Annotated in this window: 7 protein-coding genes; 4 read left to right on the top strand and 3 right to left on the bottom strand. The window is 26.7% G+C overall.

All coding sequences use genetic code 4. The features are described from left to right. Positions 1 to 22 precede the first annotated feature (22 nt). From JXZ93_RS04010 to JXZ93_RS02125, 4 genes are all read left to right on the top strand, one after another. The gene (locus JXZ93_RS04010; protein ID WP_255533578.1) at positions 23 to 148 is read left to right on the top strand and encodes a hypothetical protein; all 126 of its coding nucleotides are present in this window, start codon (positions 23 to 25) and stop codon (positions 146 to 148) included. A gap of 255 nt (positions 149 to 403) precedes the next feature. After that, the gene (locus JXZ93_RS04215; protein ID WP_205852592.1) at positions 404 to 5107 is read left to right on the top strand and encodes a beta-N-acetylglucosaminidase domain-containing protein; all 4704 of its coding nucleotides are present in this window, start codon (positions 404 to 406) and stop codon (positions 5105 to 5107) included. Between the two features lie 8 nt (positions 5108 to 5115). After that, positions 5116 to 11247, top strand: a complete 6132-nt coding sequence (locus JXZ93_RS04210) for a glycoside hydrolase family 2 TIM barrel-domain containing protein (protein ID WP_205852591.1) — start codon at positions 5116 to 5118, stop codon at positions 11245 to 11247. A gap of 18 nt (positions 11248 to 11265) precedes the next feature. Further along, positions 11266 to 13686, top strand: coding sequence for a hypothetical protein (locus JXZ93_RS02125; RefSeq protein WP_205852590.1), 2421 nt, complete (start codon positions 11266 to 11268; stop codon positions 13684 to 13686). Between the two features lie 732 nt (positions 13687 to 14418). On the opposite strand, the gene JXZ93_RS02120 is transcribed toward JXZ93_RS02125, so the two are convergent. The 3 genes from JXZ93_RS02120 to JXZ93_RS02110 form a co-directional block, all read right to left on the bottom strand. Next, positions 14419 to 15879: a hypothetical protein gene (locus tag JXZ93_RS02120; RefSeq protein WP_205852589.1), complete on the bottom strand. Its 1461-nt coding sequence runs from the start codon at positions 15877 to 15879 to the stop codon at positions 14419 to 14421. Positions 15880 to 15920: 41 nt separating this feature from the next. Then, a complete protein-coding gene (locus JXZ93_RS02115; RefSeq protein WP_205852588.1) occupies positions 15921 to 17210 on the bottom strand; it encodes a hypothetical protein in 1290 nt (429 codons plus the stop codon). A gap of 62 nt (positions 17211 to 17272) precedes the next feature. Continuing rightward, positions 17273 to 17875 (bottom strand): leucine-rich repeat domain-containing protein, encoded by a 603-nt coding sequence (locus JXZ93_RS02110; RefSeq protein WP_308699389.1) that lies wholly within the window; start codon positions 17873 to 17875, stop codon positions 17273 to 17275. Positions 17876 to 17895 lie beyond the last annotated feature (20 nt).

The raw sequence follows: 17895 nt of genomic DNA, 5'->3' as shown, positions 1-17895 counted from the left end.
ATGAATATTACACGGAGGAATTATGTCAAATCCAAAAGTAAAATTAGATCAATCATTTATTGAAGAACTTAAAAAAACAACTAAAGCTTATAGTAATTCACTATCTATAGCCATTAGGAATAATATTAAAAACGAAAATAAAAAATAATAAAAAAACATAAGAAATTAGAAATTTTCTTATGTTTTTTTATTAAATTCAGAATTATTTATTATGCTTAACATTTAAAAAATACATTTTTAATAATTGAATATTTAATTCTAAAAAAGGAGTAAATCATTTTTTTTAAATTATTTAAAAATTAAAATAAAAATATTTTATGCATAAAAGTTGCCTCTATATATAGAAATGTACAATTTAATTTGTATAAAAGAATACTTATATACGAACGTTTTGAGGTAAATTATGAAAATAAATAAGAAATTTTTAAATAAAATTACTCTTTTAGGAGTGACTTCAAGTTTATTTGGTTTGGTTTCGCTTAATAGCAGTAACCAAACATTAAACGAAACTGAATTAAACGACTCTGAAAAAGAAGTTTCTAAAATAGAATATACAATTAATCCTAATCCACATAATTTAAAGTATTTTGATAATTTAAGTTTTATTTCATCAAAATATACACTAGTTCGTGGATCATCAATTTTGTCGGATAAATATTTAGATCATCATATTAAATCTGTTTTAAATCTTAAATCTACTCTAGAATCAGAGAACACTTTAGATTATTTATTAGACAAAAATAATTTAAATACTAGAGTATTAATCGGAATAAAAGGTTCTGATGATGAAGTGTCTAAATATATTGAGTCTAAATATGAATCAGAAATTGATAATGATTTCAATAAGTTTGATGCTTATTCTCTAGTTGTTAAAAATAATAATATCGTAATAATTGCTAAAGATAAAGAAGGTGTTTTCGCTGCTTTTAATACATTGAGTTGAATATTTGAAGAAATGAACGGTCAATTTATTAGAGATTTAGTAATTAATGATTATGCTGATACTAAAATTCGTGGTTTTATAGAAGGGTATTATGGAGTACCTTGGTCTTGAGATGATAGAAGTTCAATGATGACATTAGCTGGTAAATATAAAGCTAATTCATATATATTTGCTCCAAAAGATGATCCGTATCATAGTGTAAAATGAGATGAATTATATCCTTCTGAAGAAATTGAAAAAATGAAAAAAACAGTTGAAGCAGGGCATTATGCTGGTGTTGAATTTACATGAACCGTGCATCCATGAATTAACAAATCACATGCTATTGATTTGCAAAACAATTATGATTCTGAAGTTACAAAATTGAAAGCGAAATTTAAGCAAATGTATGATGAAGTCGGTATTAGGCAATTTGGTTTATTAGCAGATGATATTGATGGTCAACCATTTAATCTTGTAAAAAAATTAATCGAAGATTTAGTTGCATGAGGTTCTGAAGAGGGTAGAGAAGTAAAAGGTTTTGTGTTTGTTCCAACAAAATATGAAGGAATGTCAAATACATGATCAGGAACAGTGGCCCAATTGCAACAGTACCAAAGAGAACTACCTGATAATTCTAAAGTATGGATTGTTTATACAGGCGCTAATGTTTTTGGTAGTGTAGAAACAAGATCTATAAATTGATGAGTTAATACTTCTGGAACAAATAGGTCACCTTTATTTTGGTTAAATTGACCTGTAAATGATCCAGATTATACAGCCCTTAATTTAGGGCCCGGAACAATGTTAAATAACGATGTTGAACCAAGTAAATTATTAGGTGTTGTAACAAACCCAATGCAAGAAGGTGAATTATCTAAAATTGCAATTAGTGCAATAAGCTCGTATACATGAAATATTAAAGACTTTGACGCTTGAAAAGAATGAAAAGAATCATTTTATAAAATAGCCCCTGAAGCCCCTGAAGCCCTTATGAAATTAGCTAGTCACATGACTTCTACATCTAAAGATGGAACTAGATGAGGAGTTAATATTGATGATGAATCTAAGGATATAAGACCATTAATCAATTCGATTACAAATTCGTTGAATTCAAATAATAATTTAAATGAATCAGATAGAGAACAATTATTAAGTGAAATGGAATCCATAATTGATGCTTATGATGAATTTATGCATTATTCAACTAATGAAAAAATGAAGCAAGAAATGGAATTATTTGGATTATCATTATCTAAAATAGCCGAAACAATTAAGAATGCTTTAGTAGCAATGAAATTGTTTGATGAATTAAATTCATATGATTTTAACATTAGATTAAAACAAGCTAAATTATTTGAAGCATATCAATACGCTGATAAAGCTAGAGAGGCATTTAATTTTGCTAAACATTTAATTAGAGAAGATTTAAAAGAAGGCTCAAAACCAAGAGATAAAGAAAAAATTGTTAGACCAGGTAATCAATATTTAGAACCTCTTGCAAAACTCATTTTAAATAAAATTAATTTTATTAAATCAAAGTCAGGAAATATAAATTTAGATAATTTATATGTTTCAAAAGAAAATAAAAGTCAAATTGCAAATTCAGAATTGTATAAGCAAACTGTTGAAAATGAAAGTGCAAATTCTCAAATTATTTCAAATATAGATCCTAATAACCGTGAAAATGTGGGTGCAGCATATATTGGTGCATCAAAAATAGAATACTTAAGTCCTAAAGATGAAACAAAACAAACTTTAACTTTAAAAGGTGGTCAATATATTGCGTTTGATTTAAATGTCGTCTCACAAATAACATCATATAATTTAGTTCTAGATGGAAAAGATAAAGATAACAAGAAACTAAAGAAATATTATTCAACAACATTTGATAAAATTAACTCAGTACCTAAAGATGTATCAGATGAAAAACCTTTTATTGCTAGATATATTATTTTATTCAACGATTCAGAAGAAGAATTAGAGTTTAGTATTACTGATTTTAGCTTAGTAAGAAGTTCACATGTTGAACAAATAACCAATGGTGCCAATAAGCAAAATGTCGAAAAAGTAAATAATTATAGAGTTCATTCATCGGATTATAACGAAGAAATGAATATGTATAAATATTTATTCCAAGATTCTGATTTTATCTTTACTTCGCACTCTGATAACGGAGAATTAGTTATCGAAAGTGAATCAGATGAAAATGCTTTATTTAATGAATTTTACATTAAGCAAGACCCTCTTTATATTTCGCATGCTTTAGTTTATGCGACAGTTTACAATAAAACAACCGGAGTCACCCAAAACAAAAAAATGGGTAATCTAGACCAAGTGGAAAACTTTTTTAGAGCACCTCTCGATAAAGATGAAATTGTTCTTAAACTAAATATTCAATATAGAAATTCTAAATTGCATCTTGATAAAATTGATGTTTTAAGTAATTTTAATCGTTTAGATTATTCAGAAGTTAAAACTGCATTAGAAGATTTAAAAGAATCTCGAAAAAAACACGAAAATATTACATTTACATCAAACCAAAATATTGATACATTAATTTTTAAAGCAGAAGAATTGTTAAAAAACAAATTAGGATATTCACAAATTGCAATTAATAGATTGAGAAACGAACTTATAAAATCTAAGTATGTTTATGATGTTGTAGCAAATCAAGATAATATTAACAAACTTGATTCCTTAGTTGCGGAATTAGAAAAATATAGTTCAGAAGATTTAACTAAAAAAACATTTGTTATGCTTAATAATAATTTATTAACATTCAAATCATTTAAAAATACTAGAAATAATAGTTTAACTAACGATGAAGTTTTAAAATGAATTGACAAATTAACTAAAATCAAAAGTAAATTAGTATTTGATAAATCTAAATCTGATCGTTATTTAGAATTATATACTTTAAGAAAAGATTTATTGAGTTTATCTACAAGTAATGATTATCCAAATCATGTGTTTGAAAAAATGAATGATTTGATTAATAATTTAGATAAATATTACGATAATAATGAAAGTATTCATTCTAATAGTGAATTATCTTCCATCGGAGAAAAACTATCTGAACTAAAAGTAGTACCTTTAGAAAAAGCACAAATAAATGATGAATCCTTAAAGGAAATAAATATTCTAGAAAATTCTATTGATCTAATTACTAAAAATAATATTTTAAAATTAGATTTAACTTCAGAATATAAATTATTAGACGTGACACGTAAAAACTTAGATTTTTATTCTAAAGAAGCTTTAAATAAGAGAAACCAACAAATTAAAGAGATTAACGCAGCTTATTTTGAAAAAGTATCAAAAATAGTTAAATCGCAATTAACTAAATTTAAAGATAAGTTAGATTTATTAAAACCTTCAAATAAATATATAAATTCAAAATTATTCCAAAAATTTGTAAAAGATTTAGGAGTATCTATAGACGACTTAAATTTAAATAAAAATAATTTAAATCTCGATAAATATTTAGAAGAATATTTAAGAATAAAAGATAGTGTTAATGATAAATTAAATTCTTTATCTAATAATATTTCAACAACAATGTATTTACAAAACCTTTATGATATAGATGATAATTTAAATGATATTTTTGTTCAATGAAAAAGAAATATTAAATATCAAGCGGAAAAATTATTAAGTTTAGAGGAATATGATCCAAAAACCTATTCTGATAAAGTCGAAGAATTGTATCAAAAAGGTAGAGATTTAGAAACATTAGAGTTAAAAAAAGATACTTTAAATAAAATGTACCAAGATTTTTTAACTAAAAAACAGGTTTTAAGTGATTTATTAGAAAAATCTAGAGAAGCAAAAGACAATTCTAAACCTTTTGAAATTTATTCTTCAACAACAAAATTGGTTAATAATATCGAAACTTCTCTAAAAGAAAATCCACAAAACGAAATTGAATTTGCAAAATTATTAGATCAAACTGATGATTTAATTAATACTGCTCATAAGTATTCATTAATCGAATCAAATATAGGAACTAAACCTGAGAATAATGTTGTGGTAATTGAAAAAGAGTCGCCATCTAAAAATACAAAAAAAGAAAATAATGTTTCAAGTTCATTAGTTTTATTAATTGTATTAAATGCGATTGTTACATTTGGTATGGCCCTTTATCTTGCATTTAAAAAAATTAAAAAGAATAAAAATAATTAAGGAGAATTATGAAAAAATATAAATCATTAATTATATTAGGATCATTAGTCAGTTTTGCATCAATTGCAACCGTTGTTTCTTGTTTTGCACCAAACACTAAAAAAGAGAGTGAAAAAGAAAAAAATGATAATCAATCTACAGAAGAAAATAAAGCAAATAGCAAAATAAACATTGCACTAATTGATAAATTATTAGAAAATAAATATATTACAGATTTTAACCAATTGAATAATAAAACAGAATTATTGTCTCAATTTAATAGTCAAAATTTAAATGTTAATAATGTTGAAATTATAAATTATGATTATGTAAACAATAAAATGAGCGCCAAGTTTACTTTTGAAAATCTGTCAACTAAAGAAGTTTTTAGTGTAGATAGAGAAATTAGCGGTTATAAAGATATTAATTTCGAAAACGAAATTCAAGATGTAAAAGAAAAAAATGATACCGAAATTGGAACTGATAACCAAAGAGTTATTAATATAAATGATAATTGAAGATTTGCTAAAATAAATGATGTCGACTCAGTTGAAGTTAAAAAAACTAATTTTGATGATTCGCATATGCTAAACGTTAATTTACCTCATGATTGATCAATTTATAATGATTTTAGTTCAACTATTTCAAATGAATGAGGTTCTTTAGAGGGCGGAAGTGCTTGATATAGAAAAGAATTAGATGTAAAACCAGAATGAAAGGATAAAGAAATAGAGATTCATTTTGGTGGTGTTTACATGGAATCTGAAGTTTATGTAAACGGACAATATATATCTACTTATCCTTCAGGATATCAAGAATTTAATTATAACATTGGTAAATATTTAGATTACTCTAAAGGTGCTAAGAATGTTATAACAGTAAAAGTAACAAACAAATCCGAATCATCAAGATGATATTCAGGTTCAGGTATTTATAGGGATGTCTCATTAAAAGTTACTGATAAATTACATTTACAAACATATGGTACACAAATTATCAATAATGATTTCGATGTTAACGACTTATCAAATGTTACAAGTAAAGCTATTTATACAATTAAAAATGACGATTCAAAAACAAGAACATTTAAAATTAAAAAAACTGTTTATAAATTCGGTGATGAAAAAACTATATTATTCACAAATCAAACTGAAGATGTCAACATAGACCCTAGCAGTTCAATTAAGTTAGAGACAGAGTTTAACGTTAATAATGTTCAATTGTGAGATACTAAAAATCCAAATTTATATTTATTAAAAACAGAAATTATTGAAAATGTAGATGGAAACGATATTGTTGTAGATCAAGAAACACAAAGATATGGATATAGAAAAATAGATTGAACATCTAATGATGGATTTAGTTTAAACGGAAAATGATTAAAATTCCATGGTGTTTCTATGCACCATGATCAAGGTGCGTTGGGTGCTGTTGCTAGTTATGACGCCATTTATCGTCAAATGAAAATTATGAAAGAAATGGGTGTTAATGCAATTCGTTCAACACATAACCCTGCAGATCAAAAATTAGTTCAAATTGCCGAAGAGTTAGGGTTATTATTTATTGATGAAGCATTTGATACTTGATATGGTGGTAAAAAAACAAATGACTATCATAGATTCTTCGAGCAACAATCATTACATCCTGATGCAATTGAAGGTGAAACATGAGCAGAATTCGATGTTAAACAAATGGTGCGTTCAAAAATTAATTCGCCTGCAATAATAATGTGGTCAATTGGTAATGAAATTGCTGAAGGTACACAAGCAAAAGGTGTTACAGTTGCAACCAATTTAGTTAAATGAATTAAAGAAGTAGATCAAACAAGATATGTAACATGAGGTTCAGATAGATATCGTTATGGTAACGGGCAAGATGCTAATATTGCTGCAGCTTCTGAAAAACTTGATGTTGTCGGAATGAACTATTCTGAAGCAAATGCTCCGACATTGCATAATCTCCATCCAAATTGAAAAATATATGGTTCTGAAACATCTTCAGCCGTACGTTCACGTGGTGTTTGATATGCACCTAACAGTTATGATAACGGAACCAACGCAAACAATTATTATGGAAAACAACAATCAGATTACGGAAATAACCGTGTAGGTTGAGGAAAAACAGCTACACAATCATGAAAATTTGATAGAGATAACAAATGATATGCCGGTCAATTTATTTGAACTGGATTTGATTATATTGGTGAACCTACTCCATGATGAGGTCAAAAAGGAGATGATAAACCAAAATCATCATATTTTGGTATTGTAGATACAGCTGGATTTCCTAAAAATGATTACTATTTATATCAATCACAATGATTAGATGTTAAAGAACATCCTATGGTTAAAATAGCTCCCCATTTAAATTTTGATAAACCAGAAATGAGAAATTTAGTTGTTAACCAAGATGGAACTTTAGATTTAAGAGTTTATTCTAATGCTAAAAAAGTTATTTTAAAAGCAGATGGTCAAGAAATAGCTACCAAAGAATTCGCTACATTACAAACAAACTACACTGACGAAAAAGGAAATCCGATTACTTATCAACAAGGTGCAAACGAAAATGAGTTATATTTAAAATTCCCTATTAAATACGATGAATTTAAAAACAAAACAATTACAGCTGAAGCATACGACTCAGAAAATAATTTAGTAGCAACAGACACTATTAAAAGAGCTTCTACTCCGGTTAGAGTACAATTAAAACCTGAGAAAAATATTATTTTATCAAACGGCGATTCTTTATCTTATGTTCATGTTTCTGTAGTTGATGAAAATGGAATTGAAGATCCGAATGCTGATAATTTAATTAATTTTACAGTTGAAGGTGATGGTGAAATAGTCGGAGTTGATAATGGTGACGCTCTTACACGCGAAAGATATAAAGCGTATGAAGACGGAACTTGAAAAAGACATTTATTCAATGGTAAAGCGCTTGTTATTGTTAGATCTACAAATAAATCTGGTGAAATTACTTTAAATGCAAATTCAGAAAATCTAGAATCAACCCAAACAACAATTTTAACAGTTGAGTCTTTACCTAATACTGATACCATTATTCCGCTTGCTCTAGATAAGAGAAAAATAACAATTAATTTATTTGAACAACCAAATTTAAATGATATTAATCTAATCTTATCTAACGGTACAAAAGTTAATGATAATATTGAGTGAGATATAACAAAACTAGATAACTCAAATACTGGCGAATACACAGTAACAGCTAATTATCAAGAAAAAACTTTTGATCTTAATGTTGAAGTTGTTGATTTATCTACATTATATAGACCAACAAAAACATATTTATCATATGTAAAAGGCGAAAAATTAGTTTTATCTAATTCTGTTTTAGTATTAAATAACTCAAATGAATTAGAACATAAAGAAGTGGTGTGAAATACCGAAAATATAAATGTAAACGAATTTGAACCAGGTCAAGAAATTGAAATTAATGGATATTTAAAAGATAATCCTCAAATTTTAACAAAAGCTTATTTAAGTGTATTACCTGCTTTAACCGATGAAGTAGATACAGTAAAATCAAATAATAACACTGTAGAAATGGTTTATATTGGTACAAAATTATTAGACAATTTTGACAATGATACTAAAGAGTATACACTTGAATCGGAATATAAAAATGGATATCCTTTGATTGAAGTTATTCCTACTGATAAAAATGCAAAAGTTGAGCAATTAATAGTTGATATTGATGAATTTAATAGAGAATATATTATTTTAGTAACTGCACAAGATGGTAGTGTAAATATATTTAAGTATAAATATCATTTAAACTTAAATGATTATACTGAAGCATATTTAGATGTTTTACCAATCATTGAAGGTCGTGGTAGATATGCAAAAATAGAATTAAGACTATCAAACGGTTCAATTATTACACAGGATCAATTAAGTAATATTCAAATTAAAACATTGGATCCAGAAGATAATAAATACTTTAGTTCTAAATCAAATGAAATTTATGCTTCAATTGCAAAAAATAATATACCAGTTTATGCCGAATTTACATATAAAGGTCAAAAAGTTAGAACTCAAACAACTAATTTAATGATTTTAAAATCAAAAGAATCATCAAATATTGATTCATATAGTTCATTCAACTTAACTGTACAACGTGGTCAAGAAATAAGTCTACCAAATTACATAGAGAAAATGTATCAAGGTGATAAATTCCCAAGAAGACAAATTGTTGAATGAGATAATATTCCAAATACAGATCAAATGGGTGTATATTTAATTACTGGAACTATTGTTGAAACACAAGAACCGGTTTATGCTACAGTATCTATTTATGATTACGTAAAAGTTGAAGAAATTACACTAAATACTATTAAAGGTTTTGAACCATATCAATTACCAGACATTGTGCTTGTAACAGATAATTTAGGCAATAAAGTAACTAAAACAGTTACATGAGATAAATTTACTCAATCTAATCTAGAATCTTCTGAAGATTACTCAATTTTTGGAACAATTGATGGTGTTGAAGATTTAAAAGCTAAATTAAACATAAATGTTGTTCCGGAAAAAGAAGGAGATTATTTAAATATTTCTAAACAAGTAACTGGATTTGATTATCCTGCCGCAATTGCAAGTTTTACCAATGATATTGATCCTACTTCACAAGATAGAATCGAAAAAATAAACGATGGAATAGTAGAACCTAGAAACAATACTTCAAATAAATGATCTGATTGACAAAGAAACTCAACTAGAACATCTGATTGAGTAGGTACTATATTTGCACGTGGTGGAATTATTGGACCTGAAATGTTTGATCAACTTCAAGTTTGATTCGGTGAAGATGGTGGAGCCAAAGCACCTACAAATTATAAAATTCAAGTATTTGATCAACCAATAACAAATTTACCAAATGCTAATGGATTATCACATATTAGCGGATCAAATAGTAATTTAGCAGACGATTCATTATGAAAAGATGTTGAACTAAAAGAAAGTCCAACTATTACACCAAATAATGCTGCAGGTACAATATTTAATTTTGCAAAACCAGTTAAAGGTTATGCTTTAAGAATTAAAATGGATATTGTAAGAGGAAAACAAGGGTTATTAGTGTACGAATTCCAAGTAAATCGTAAAATACCAAAAGATAATAAACAAGGAGTTATTTTAACCAGAAATCTTTCAGCAAGAGTTTCGGATCAAAAAACTCCTATTGCAATTGCCGGTTTTACAAACGATGGAGCCGGATCAAATGATAGAGTACAATATTTAAATGATAATATTATTGAAACTCAACCTACAAGCATAAATAAATGATCTAATTGACAAAGAAATAAGAGAAATGAAGATTGAGTTGGTGTTCTTATCTCTGAAAATCAAACTAAAAGCGTAGACTCTCTTAGAGTATTCTTTGGTGTTGATGGTGGTTCAGGATTACCAAAAGAATATCATATAGAATACTTTGATCAACCAATAACTAATTTACCAATCGGTAACCAAGTTGGTCACATCGACGAACATAGAGATTCGAATTTATCAGATAGTTCGCTTTGAAAAGAAGTAGTATTAAAAAATAAACCTGAAGTAGCTTCTCTACCTTCAAACGATACCGAAGGAGCCTTATTCGAATTTGCAACTCCTGTAAATGCAACCGCAATTAGAATAAGAATGAAAACACCTGACAATAAAAATGGAGTTGTTGTCAGGGAATTAAGAGCGTTTAGAACAAGTTCTTTAGAAAGCGAAGCACAATTGCTCGATGTAAAAATTAAAGGAAAATATGTGGATGGTATTAATCTTGAACAAAAAGATTACTACATCGATGATAATGTTGATTTAAATGATATTATCATTCAAGTTAGTGAAGGTGCTAAGGTTATTAAATATATGGATCAATATTCTGTTGAATTTACAATAATTTCCGAAGATCTTTCTAAAACAAATACATATAAATTCACTAAACGTTCATTTGAAGTAAGAAACGAATTAATAAGAAGATATGAAAAATTAGTTCAAACATTGGAATCTAGAATTACACCTAATTTAAGTGTGACTAAATATACAATGGCTAAGTCATTAGTAGCTAAATTTAGATATCTTTCTAAAATACTAGAAACACCAATAAATGATTTAAGACAAATAATTTTAGATTTAGATCAAAATACACAAAAATAATTGAAAGGACTTTAAATTATGAGTAAAAAATATAGAAAAATTTTTACAAACCTAATGGCAGGTTCGATGCTTTTAGGTTCAGTTGCAACTATGGCAATGAGTTGCGGTAGTTCAACTAGCAAAGAAAAAGAAAAACCTAGTCCGGTTGCTCCTGAACAACCTTCTAATCCTGCTAAACCGGATACAAAAAATGACACACCTTCAGATTCTACAAATAATGATTCTAAAAACGAACTAAAATTAAGTTTAGATAAAGTTACTGAATATTTAAAAACTTTATCAGATGCTAAATATGCAGAATTGAGACAAGAGTTAGAACAAGAATATCAAAGAGCAAATTCTATTTACTCTTCAAATAGCACAGAAAATGATGCATATGTATCTGCTAAAATAAATTTAGATAAAGCATATGAAAAGACTGTTGAAAATAAAAAATTAATCGATAATAAACCTACTGATGTTCCACCTGTAGAAGAAGATACAAAACAAGATAAAGACGAAGAAAAAAAATCTGAAGGTGATACAACAACTGAATCTGAAGATAAAACAAAAGACGATAAAGGTGGTAAAACATCTGACAACGAAGATGAAACCACTACAAAGACAGACGAGGAATCTTCAAAAGAAAATCAAGGTGATAAAACAGAAGGTTCTGAAACTGGTAAAACAGATACTGAATCCGAAGGTGAAAGTGCTAGCGGTGAATCTGAAGATAAAACAAAAGAAGATAAAGGTGGCGAAACATCTAACAATAAAGACGAAACCACTGCAAAAACAGACGAGGAATCTTCAAAAGAAAATCAAGAAGATAAAACAAACGGTAAAGATTCTGAAAGTAGTAAAACAGATACTGAATCCGAAGGTGAAAGTAGTACCGGTGAATCTGGTGATAAAACAAAAACCGAAGGGGATAAAGACGGAGATAAATCATCTGACAACGAAGAAGAAACCACTGCAAAAACAGACGAGGAATCTTCAAAAGAAAATAAAGACGATAAAAGAGAAGGTTCTGAAACTGGTAACGATCAAGCAGGAACAGAAGATGCGAACGTAGAAAAAACAACAGAAGATTCAAAGAAAGAGTTGAATTATGAATATGTTGAAGTTAAAAAAATAATATCAAATACAAATGTTAAAAATTATTTATCAAATACATTTGAAGGATATTCATTTAAAAACTATGATGGTAGCGATTTAGACGAAAATAAAGTAATGTCTAATAACGAAACAATTAAATTATTAGGAACTAAAACAGAAGGTTCTGAAACTAAATATGCTTTATTAACTCTAAAATCTACAGGATATCAAGTTGGTAATTTAAATAATAGTGAGTTTTCTACAATTTTAACAGGAAGAGACAAGATTAATTTAGATATTGAAAAATCATATTATGATTATCATAATCCAAAAAAACCTAATGAAACAAGAGCTACTGAGTTACCTAAATTGATTGATGGTAATAAAGAACAAGAATCAAGATGAGATAACTGATTTGATTATGCAGAAATACAAGATCATAATACTTTCTATTTAAATCTTAAAGATAGACCTGCAAATTCTAAAATTCATGGTATGAAAGTTTGAGTAAGAGTATCGGGATTTAATGCAAATAAATCTTGAGGAGATTTTGATAAATATAATCATAGTGATAAAGTACAATTACAAAATGGTAAAACAATGTCTCCTGAATGAATAAAAATTTATTCATCATCAACAAATAATGAATCTGATTTTAAATTAGTTTCTGGCCAAGATAAAGTATTAGATAATGAGTTCTTTAATCTAAAAGTAGAGAATAATTATAAATTAATTGATGAAGATAATTTACCAAACGGGAAAACTATAAATAGTAATATTTTTGAGTTAACAATAAATTTTGAACCAACAACAGATAAATATTTCAAATTCTCTTTTGAAGCACCAACTATTCCTAATTTAAAAGACCCAGAAGGAACTGTTGATCCAAAATTTAAATCTAACAAAGGATTTATAGGTTTTTCAGAACTTGAATTCATAGAATTGAAAGAAGGTGATTCAATAAATTCTGAAGTAGAAAAACAAAATAATGCATCAACATCATTTACTGCATTAGAGCAATTTGGTGATTCATTTAAATTAAATATAGATAATAAAGAAGTTGAATTAAACGGTAACGAACAAACACTTTCAATACAAGTTCCAGAAGGTAAAACTTTTGAAGAAGTTTTCAGAACATTATTTGATAATTCAACTATTAAAAATAGTGACAATTCAAATTTACAAGAAGGAATATATACATTTGGTTATGTAAGTGAAGTTACAACAAATGCTAAAACACAAAAAGAAACTGGAGCAAAAACAAAAGTAGTTGTAACAGATGGTACTACAGAACACAAAAAAGAATTTACAATTAATTTGACTAAAACAGAAGTTTCTACTCCTACAGAAGAAACAAATTAATAACTAAAAAATGACATGCCTTTTAATTAAGGGTGTCATTTTTTAGTTGCCAATAAATATAATAATATAAGAATTTTTATATTTATTAAATTTATAGAAATAAAAAGAAAATTCAAGATTTATTTTACAAATATGATTTTATAGTTGACGCGATTCTTTAAGATATTAATTTATTTTTAAAGAAGTGTCCTTTTAAATAAGAATACATTAAGAAATTTAAAATCATATTGATGTTAAAATGAACAATATAAAGTTTTTTGATTATTTGATAAAATTATAAAATATCTATTTGATATAACTAAGGTGATTTATACATTTTACATCCTTACTTTGTTTGCGATTTTATTATAACTTACTAAGAAGCTAAAGATGATAAAGTCATAACAAAAATATTTAGTTCTTAAACCTAATTGTTCATTTTCATCAAAGAATTTATGATATTTTTCTTTATTTAATTAAAAAATAAGAATTATTTTCAAGAAATCAATAAGTTCAGACAAAAAAGAATTAGCGTATTGATTATATTGTTAAAAAAACAGGGTTATCCTGTTTTTTATCTAGATTTAGAATTTTCTAATTCTTTAAATATTTTATTCCATTCTTCTATTCGATTTCAATCGCTTTCGTCATGATTTTTAAGAAATTTAGTTTTTTTATCAACATAGGTATTTCAAAGGTTGGTTTGTTGTTTAGTTAATTTAGCAACTAAATTCGGATCTTCGATAACTTCTTTTAAAATTGGTTCGATATTTTGAACGAAGAATTTTTCGTTAGGTTGATAAAAATTGTAATCGAAATAAGGATAGTTTTGTAAAACTGCGAATTGAAGAATTTATCAACCTGGTTTTCGGTTCATTTGACGCGTTTAGCGAACGCTTGCGACATTTGATCCTTTGGTATAATTTCTTCAATACCTGGAAATTTGTTAGGATTGTCTTGTTGTTCGCCAAAACCTAGGTTAAAATCAATACCGGTCATATATTCGCTTGATTGTTTGGTAAATTTATCGTAAATTTTTTGTAATTTAACAATTTGATATATTGGTTTATTTCTTTTATCAACGCGAACTTGGTAAATTCTAATTTTTTGTTGTAATTCAAAACGTTCAAAAAATTGATTATTTAAATCATCGATTTCTTCATCTGTAAAAAAGTCAGAATATTTTACAGGTTTAAATCCATTTTCTAAATTAATACGATAACCGATATTTTCAGGTTTGTCTATATATTTTAAATATCTACCGCTACGTATGTTATCCGATCTGTAAAAGCGTTCGTCATTATTTTTAAATATTCTATTCATATCGTCAATAATATCTTTACGAACATCCGATTCGGTAAGTTTTTCATTCGGATTGGTTCAGGTTATCGATTCGTTTAAATAATTCAAATAAAATTTATAACCATCATCTTTGGTAAAATCAAAAATGTTTTTACTATCGTTACGGAATACTTCAACGTTATCAGGTTCGATATCAATTCAGAAATTAGACATTGATAATTGGTTCATAAAATCTATCATTTCAGAACTTTTATATTCGAAACTAGCATATTCATCGCCTGGTTTTTTAACATGTTGGCGGTCGTAATCGTCGTAAATTTGAACATGATCGTTAATTCTAGTTCGATCCAATTCTTGATTGATTGGACGATATACCATTGTTATACCAGAACCATTGACATTTTCGTCAGTTTTTTTGGATCAAGTATAATGAACTTCGACTTTATCTGAATATTTAGAATTTCCATAAATTTTATCAATCGATTCGATTTTAATTTCATAATCATCAGGTAATCCTGATAAAACAAAATTATCAGCGACTAAATTTTCCATACGGTTTCCGTCCGAAGATCATAATTGGTCTAATTTTTGACCTTTTAAATCAAAATTAACCTTTAAATTATCGAAATTTAATTCTTGAATATCTTTATCTTTAATAATCGTTAAAGATCCATTTCCTGAATCAGGTTCTGTATGATTTGATTCTGTTTTTGAAATAGAATTGGTTTGATTTTTATTTAAATCTGTTGTAGGTTCGTTTGTATTTGTTTCTACATTAGAATCTGAAACAGTTCCTGTATTATTTTCCTTTTCAGTATTCTTAATTTGGTTCGAACAACTAATTGCCATAACCATTGATGTAGATATCAGGTTAAATATACTAAAAAATATTTTTATTTTTTTATTACTCATCTTTATTCCTTTTAAAGTCAATAAATAATTATGTATTTTAATTATTTATTTATATTATTTATTTCTTGATTTAATTTTTTTAAAGCATCAGTAAGAATTTTTGTAGCTTCCGTGTATTTATATTCCAAAACCTTATTACCTGATGTTTCCATCGCGACTTTAGCGTCTTTTCCAATTGTTCCTAAAAACGCCATAATTTTCTGTCTTTTTGTTGTATCTTGTTCTTGGATCATTTTAAATTGATAACTTCTTAAATTACCTTTAATTAAATTTTCATATTCATTAACAATCGTTTCATACGCAGTATAATCTATATTTCTTTGTTCTATTTTTTTCTTGTATTCTTTATATTCGCTTAAGGAATTTCTTAATAATTGATATAAATCATTAATATAAGAATTAGATTTACGTTCAAAGATGCCAAAAGACGCTAATTTATTAATAATAGGTTCTAAATCGTTATTAAGAATATCTGTATATGATTTTAAACCTGATGATTTTAATTGTTGTTCGTTTCTTTCGTTATTAAGTTTTAAAATTGCATCTTGAACCATTAAATAAGGTTCGTTTAATATATTTTCAAATCCTGTTAGATCAAATGTTTTAAGATTTAAAACAGAAACTAATTTTGGCATCGCCGATGTAGAATTAGGATTAATCTTTTTAAGATCGACATAATATTTATTACTATTGAATTCTGTTGCTAGTTTTCCAAAAGTTATTGATGCAAAATTTTCGATAGCAGCCTTAGCGTTATTTATTTCTGTTTTTAATTCTTCTTTGATAGATTTTTTATGTTCGTCCTTAATACCTAATTCTGTTTTAAATTCGTTTAATTCTTCATCAGTTAGATCGTTTGTTATAGAATTTAATTTAGATTCATATTTAGAAATTATTGATAATAAATATGTTTTTTCTTCATCTTGTCATTTTTTATAAACTTCTGCAGACATATTTTCATTATCGTCATTTTTGTTGGAACGGTCTATTTTTTCTTGTCTTAGTTCATTATTATTAGAATTCAATTTATTAATTGTATCTTTTAATTGTTTTTTAACTGAAGATAGTTCATTTAAGGTCTTTTCTAATTTTTCTGTATTAGATTTTTTAGAAGAAATTAATATTTGGATATTGGATTCTAATTCTTTTATTCGATTTTTATATTTTTTTTCAATATTTTCTTGTGAATTATTTTTTGTTGAGTGAGAAATTGAATCGTTATTTATTATGTTAGAATTATGCTCATTAGCGCCACAACTTAAAACAGTAAGCGGTAAGGAAATAAGCAACACTGCTTTAAGTAAATATTTTCATTTTTTGTTCATTTTCATTATGTTCTCTTTTCAATCAATTAATTTAGTATAGTTTTAAATTATTATTTTCATTTAATTTATTAGATTAGTTTTTTATTTTTTCAACTTTCACCATCAATTATTTTTTTAAAATGATCTCTTGTTATATTTTCTGGTAGTTTTTGCTTTTCAAAAATTAGTGATGTGTTTCAAAAAGCACTTTTTCCAATTGTTGTAACCTTTGAGATAACTATACTTGTAAGTGATCTATTACCTAAAAAAGCATAGTCCCCAATTGTTGTAACGTTTGACATACTTACATTTGTAAGTGATTTATCACCTCAAAAAGCTCCATCTCCAATTGTTGTAACTTCTGGCACATTTACACTTGTAAGCGATGTATTACCTTCAAAAGCATAGTCCCCAATTGTTGTAACTTTTGTGGCATTTACACTTTTAAGTGATGTATTACCTGAAAAAGAACTGTCTCCAATTGTTGTAACTTCTGGCATATCTATACTTGCAAGAGTTGTGTTACCTGAAAAAGCACTTTCTCCAATTGTTGTTACATTTTCAGGCAATATAACTTTTCCTTTAGCGTTCTTACCATCAATTAAAATATTATTTATTATTGCAAGTTTTTGATCATTAGAATTTATTAGTTTTTCAAAATATTTTGTTTCACTAAAAGCATTTTTTCCAATTGTTGTAGCCTTTGGGATAC

Origin of the sequence: Mycoplasma sp. CSL10166 (assembly GCF_017116885.1) — a bacterium.
In the GTDB taxonomy this organism is placed as follows: Bacteria; Bacillota_I; Bacilli_A; order Mycoplasmatales; family Metamycoplasmataceae; genus Mycoplasmopsis.
Note: the sequence above shows the minus strand (reverse complement) of the source record. Positions and strands in the feature narration are given on the sequence as shown.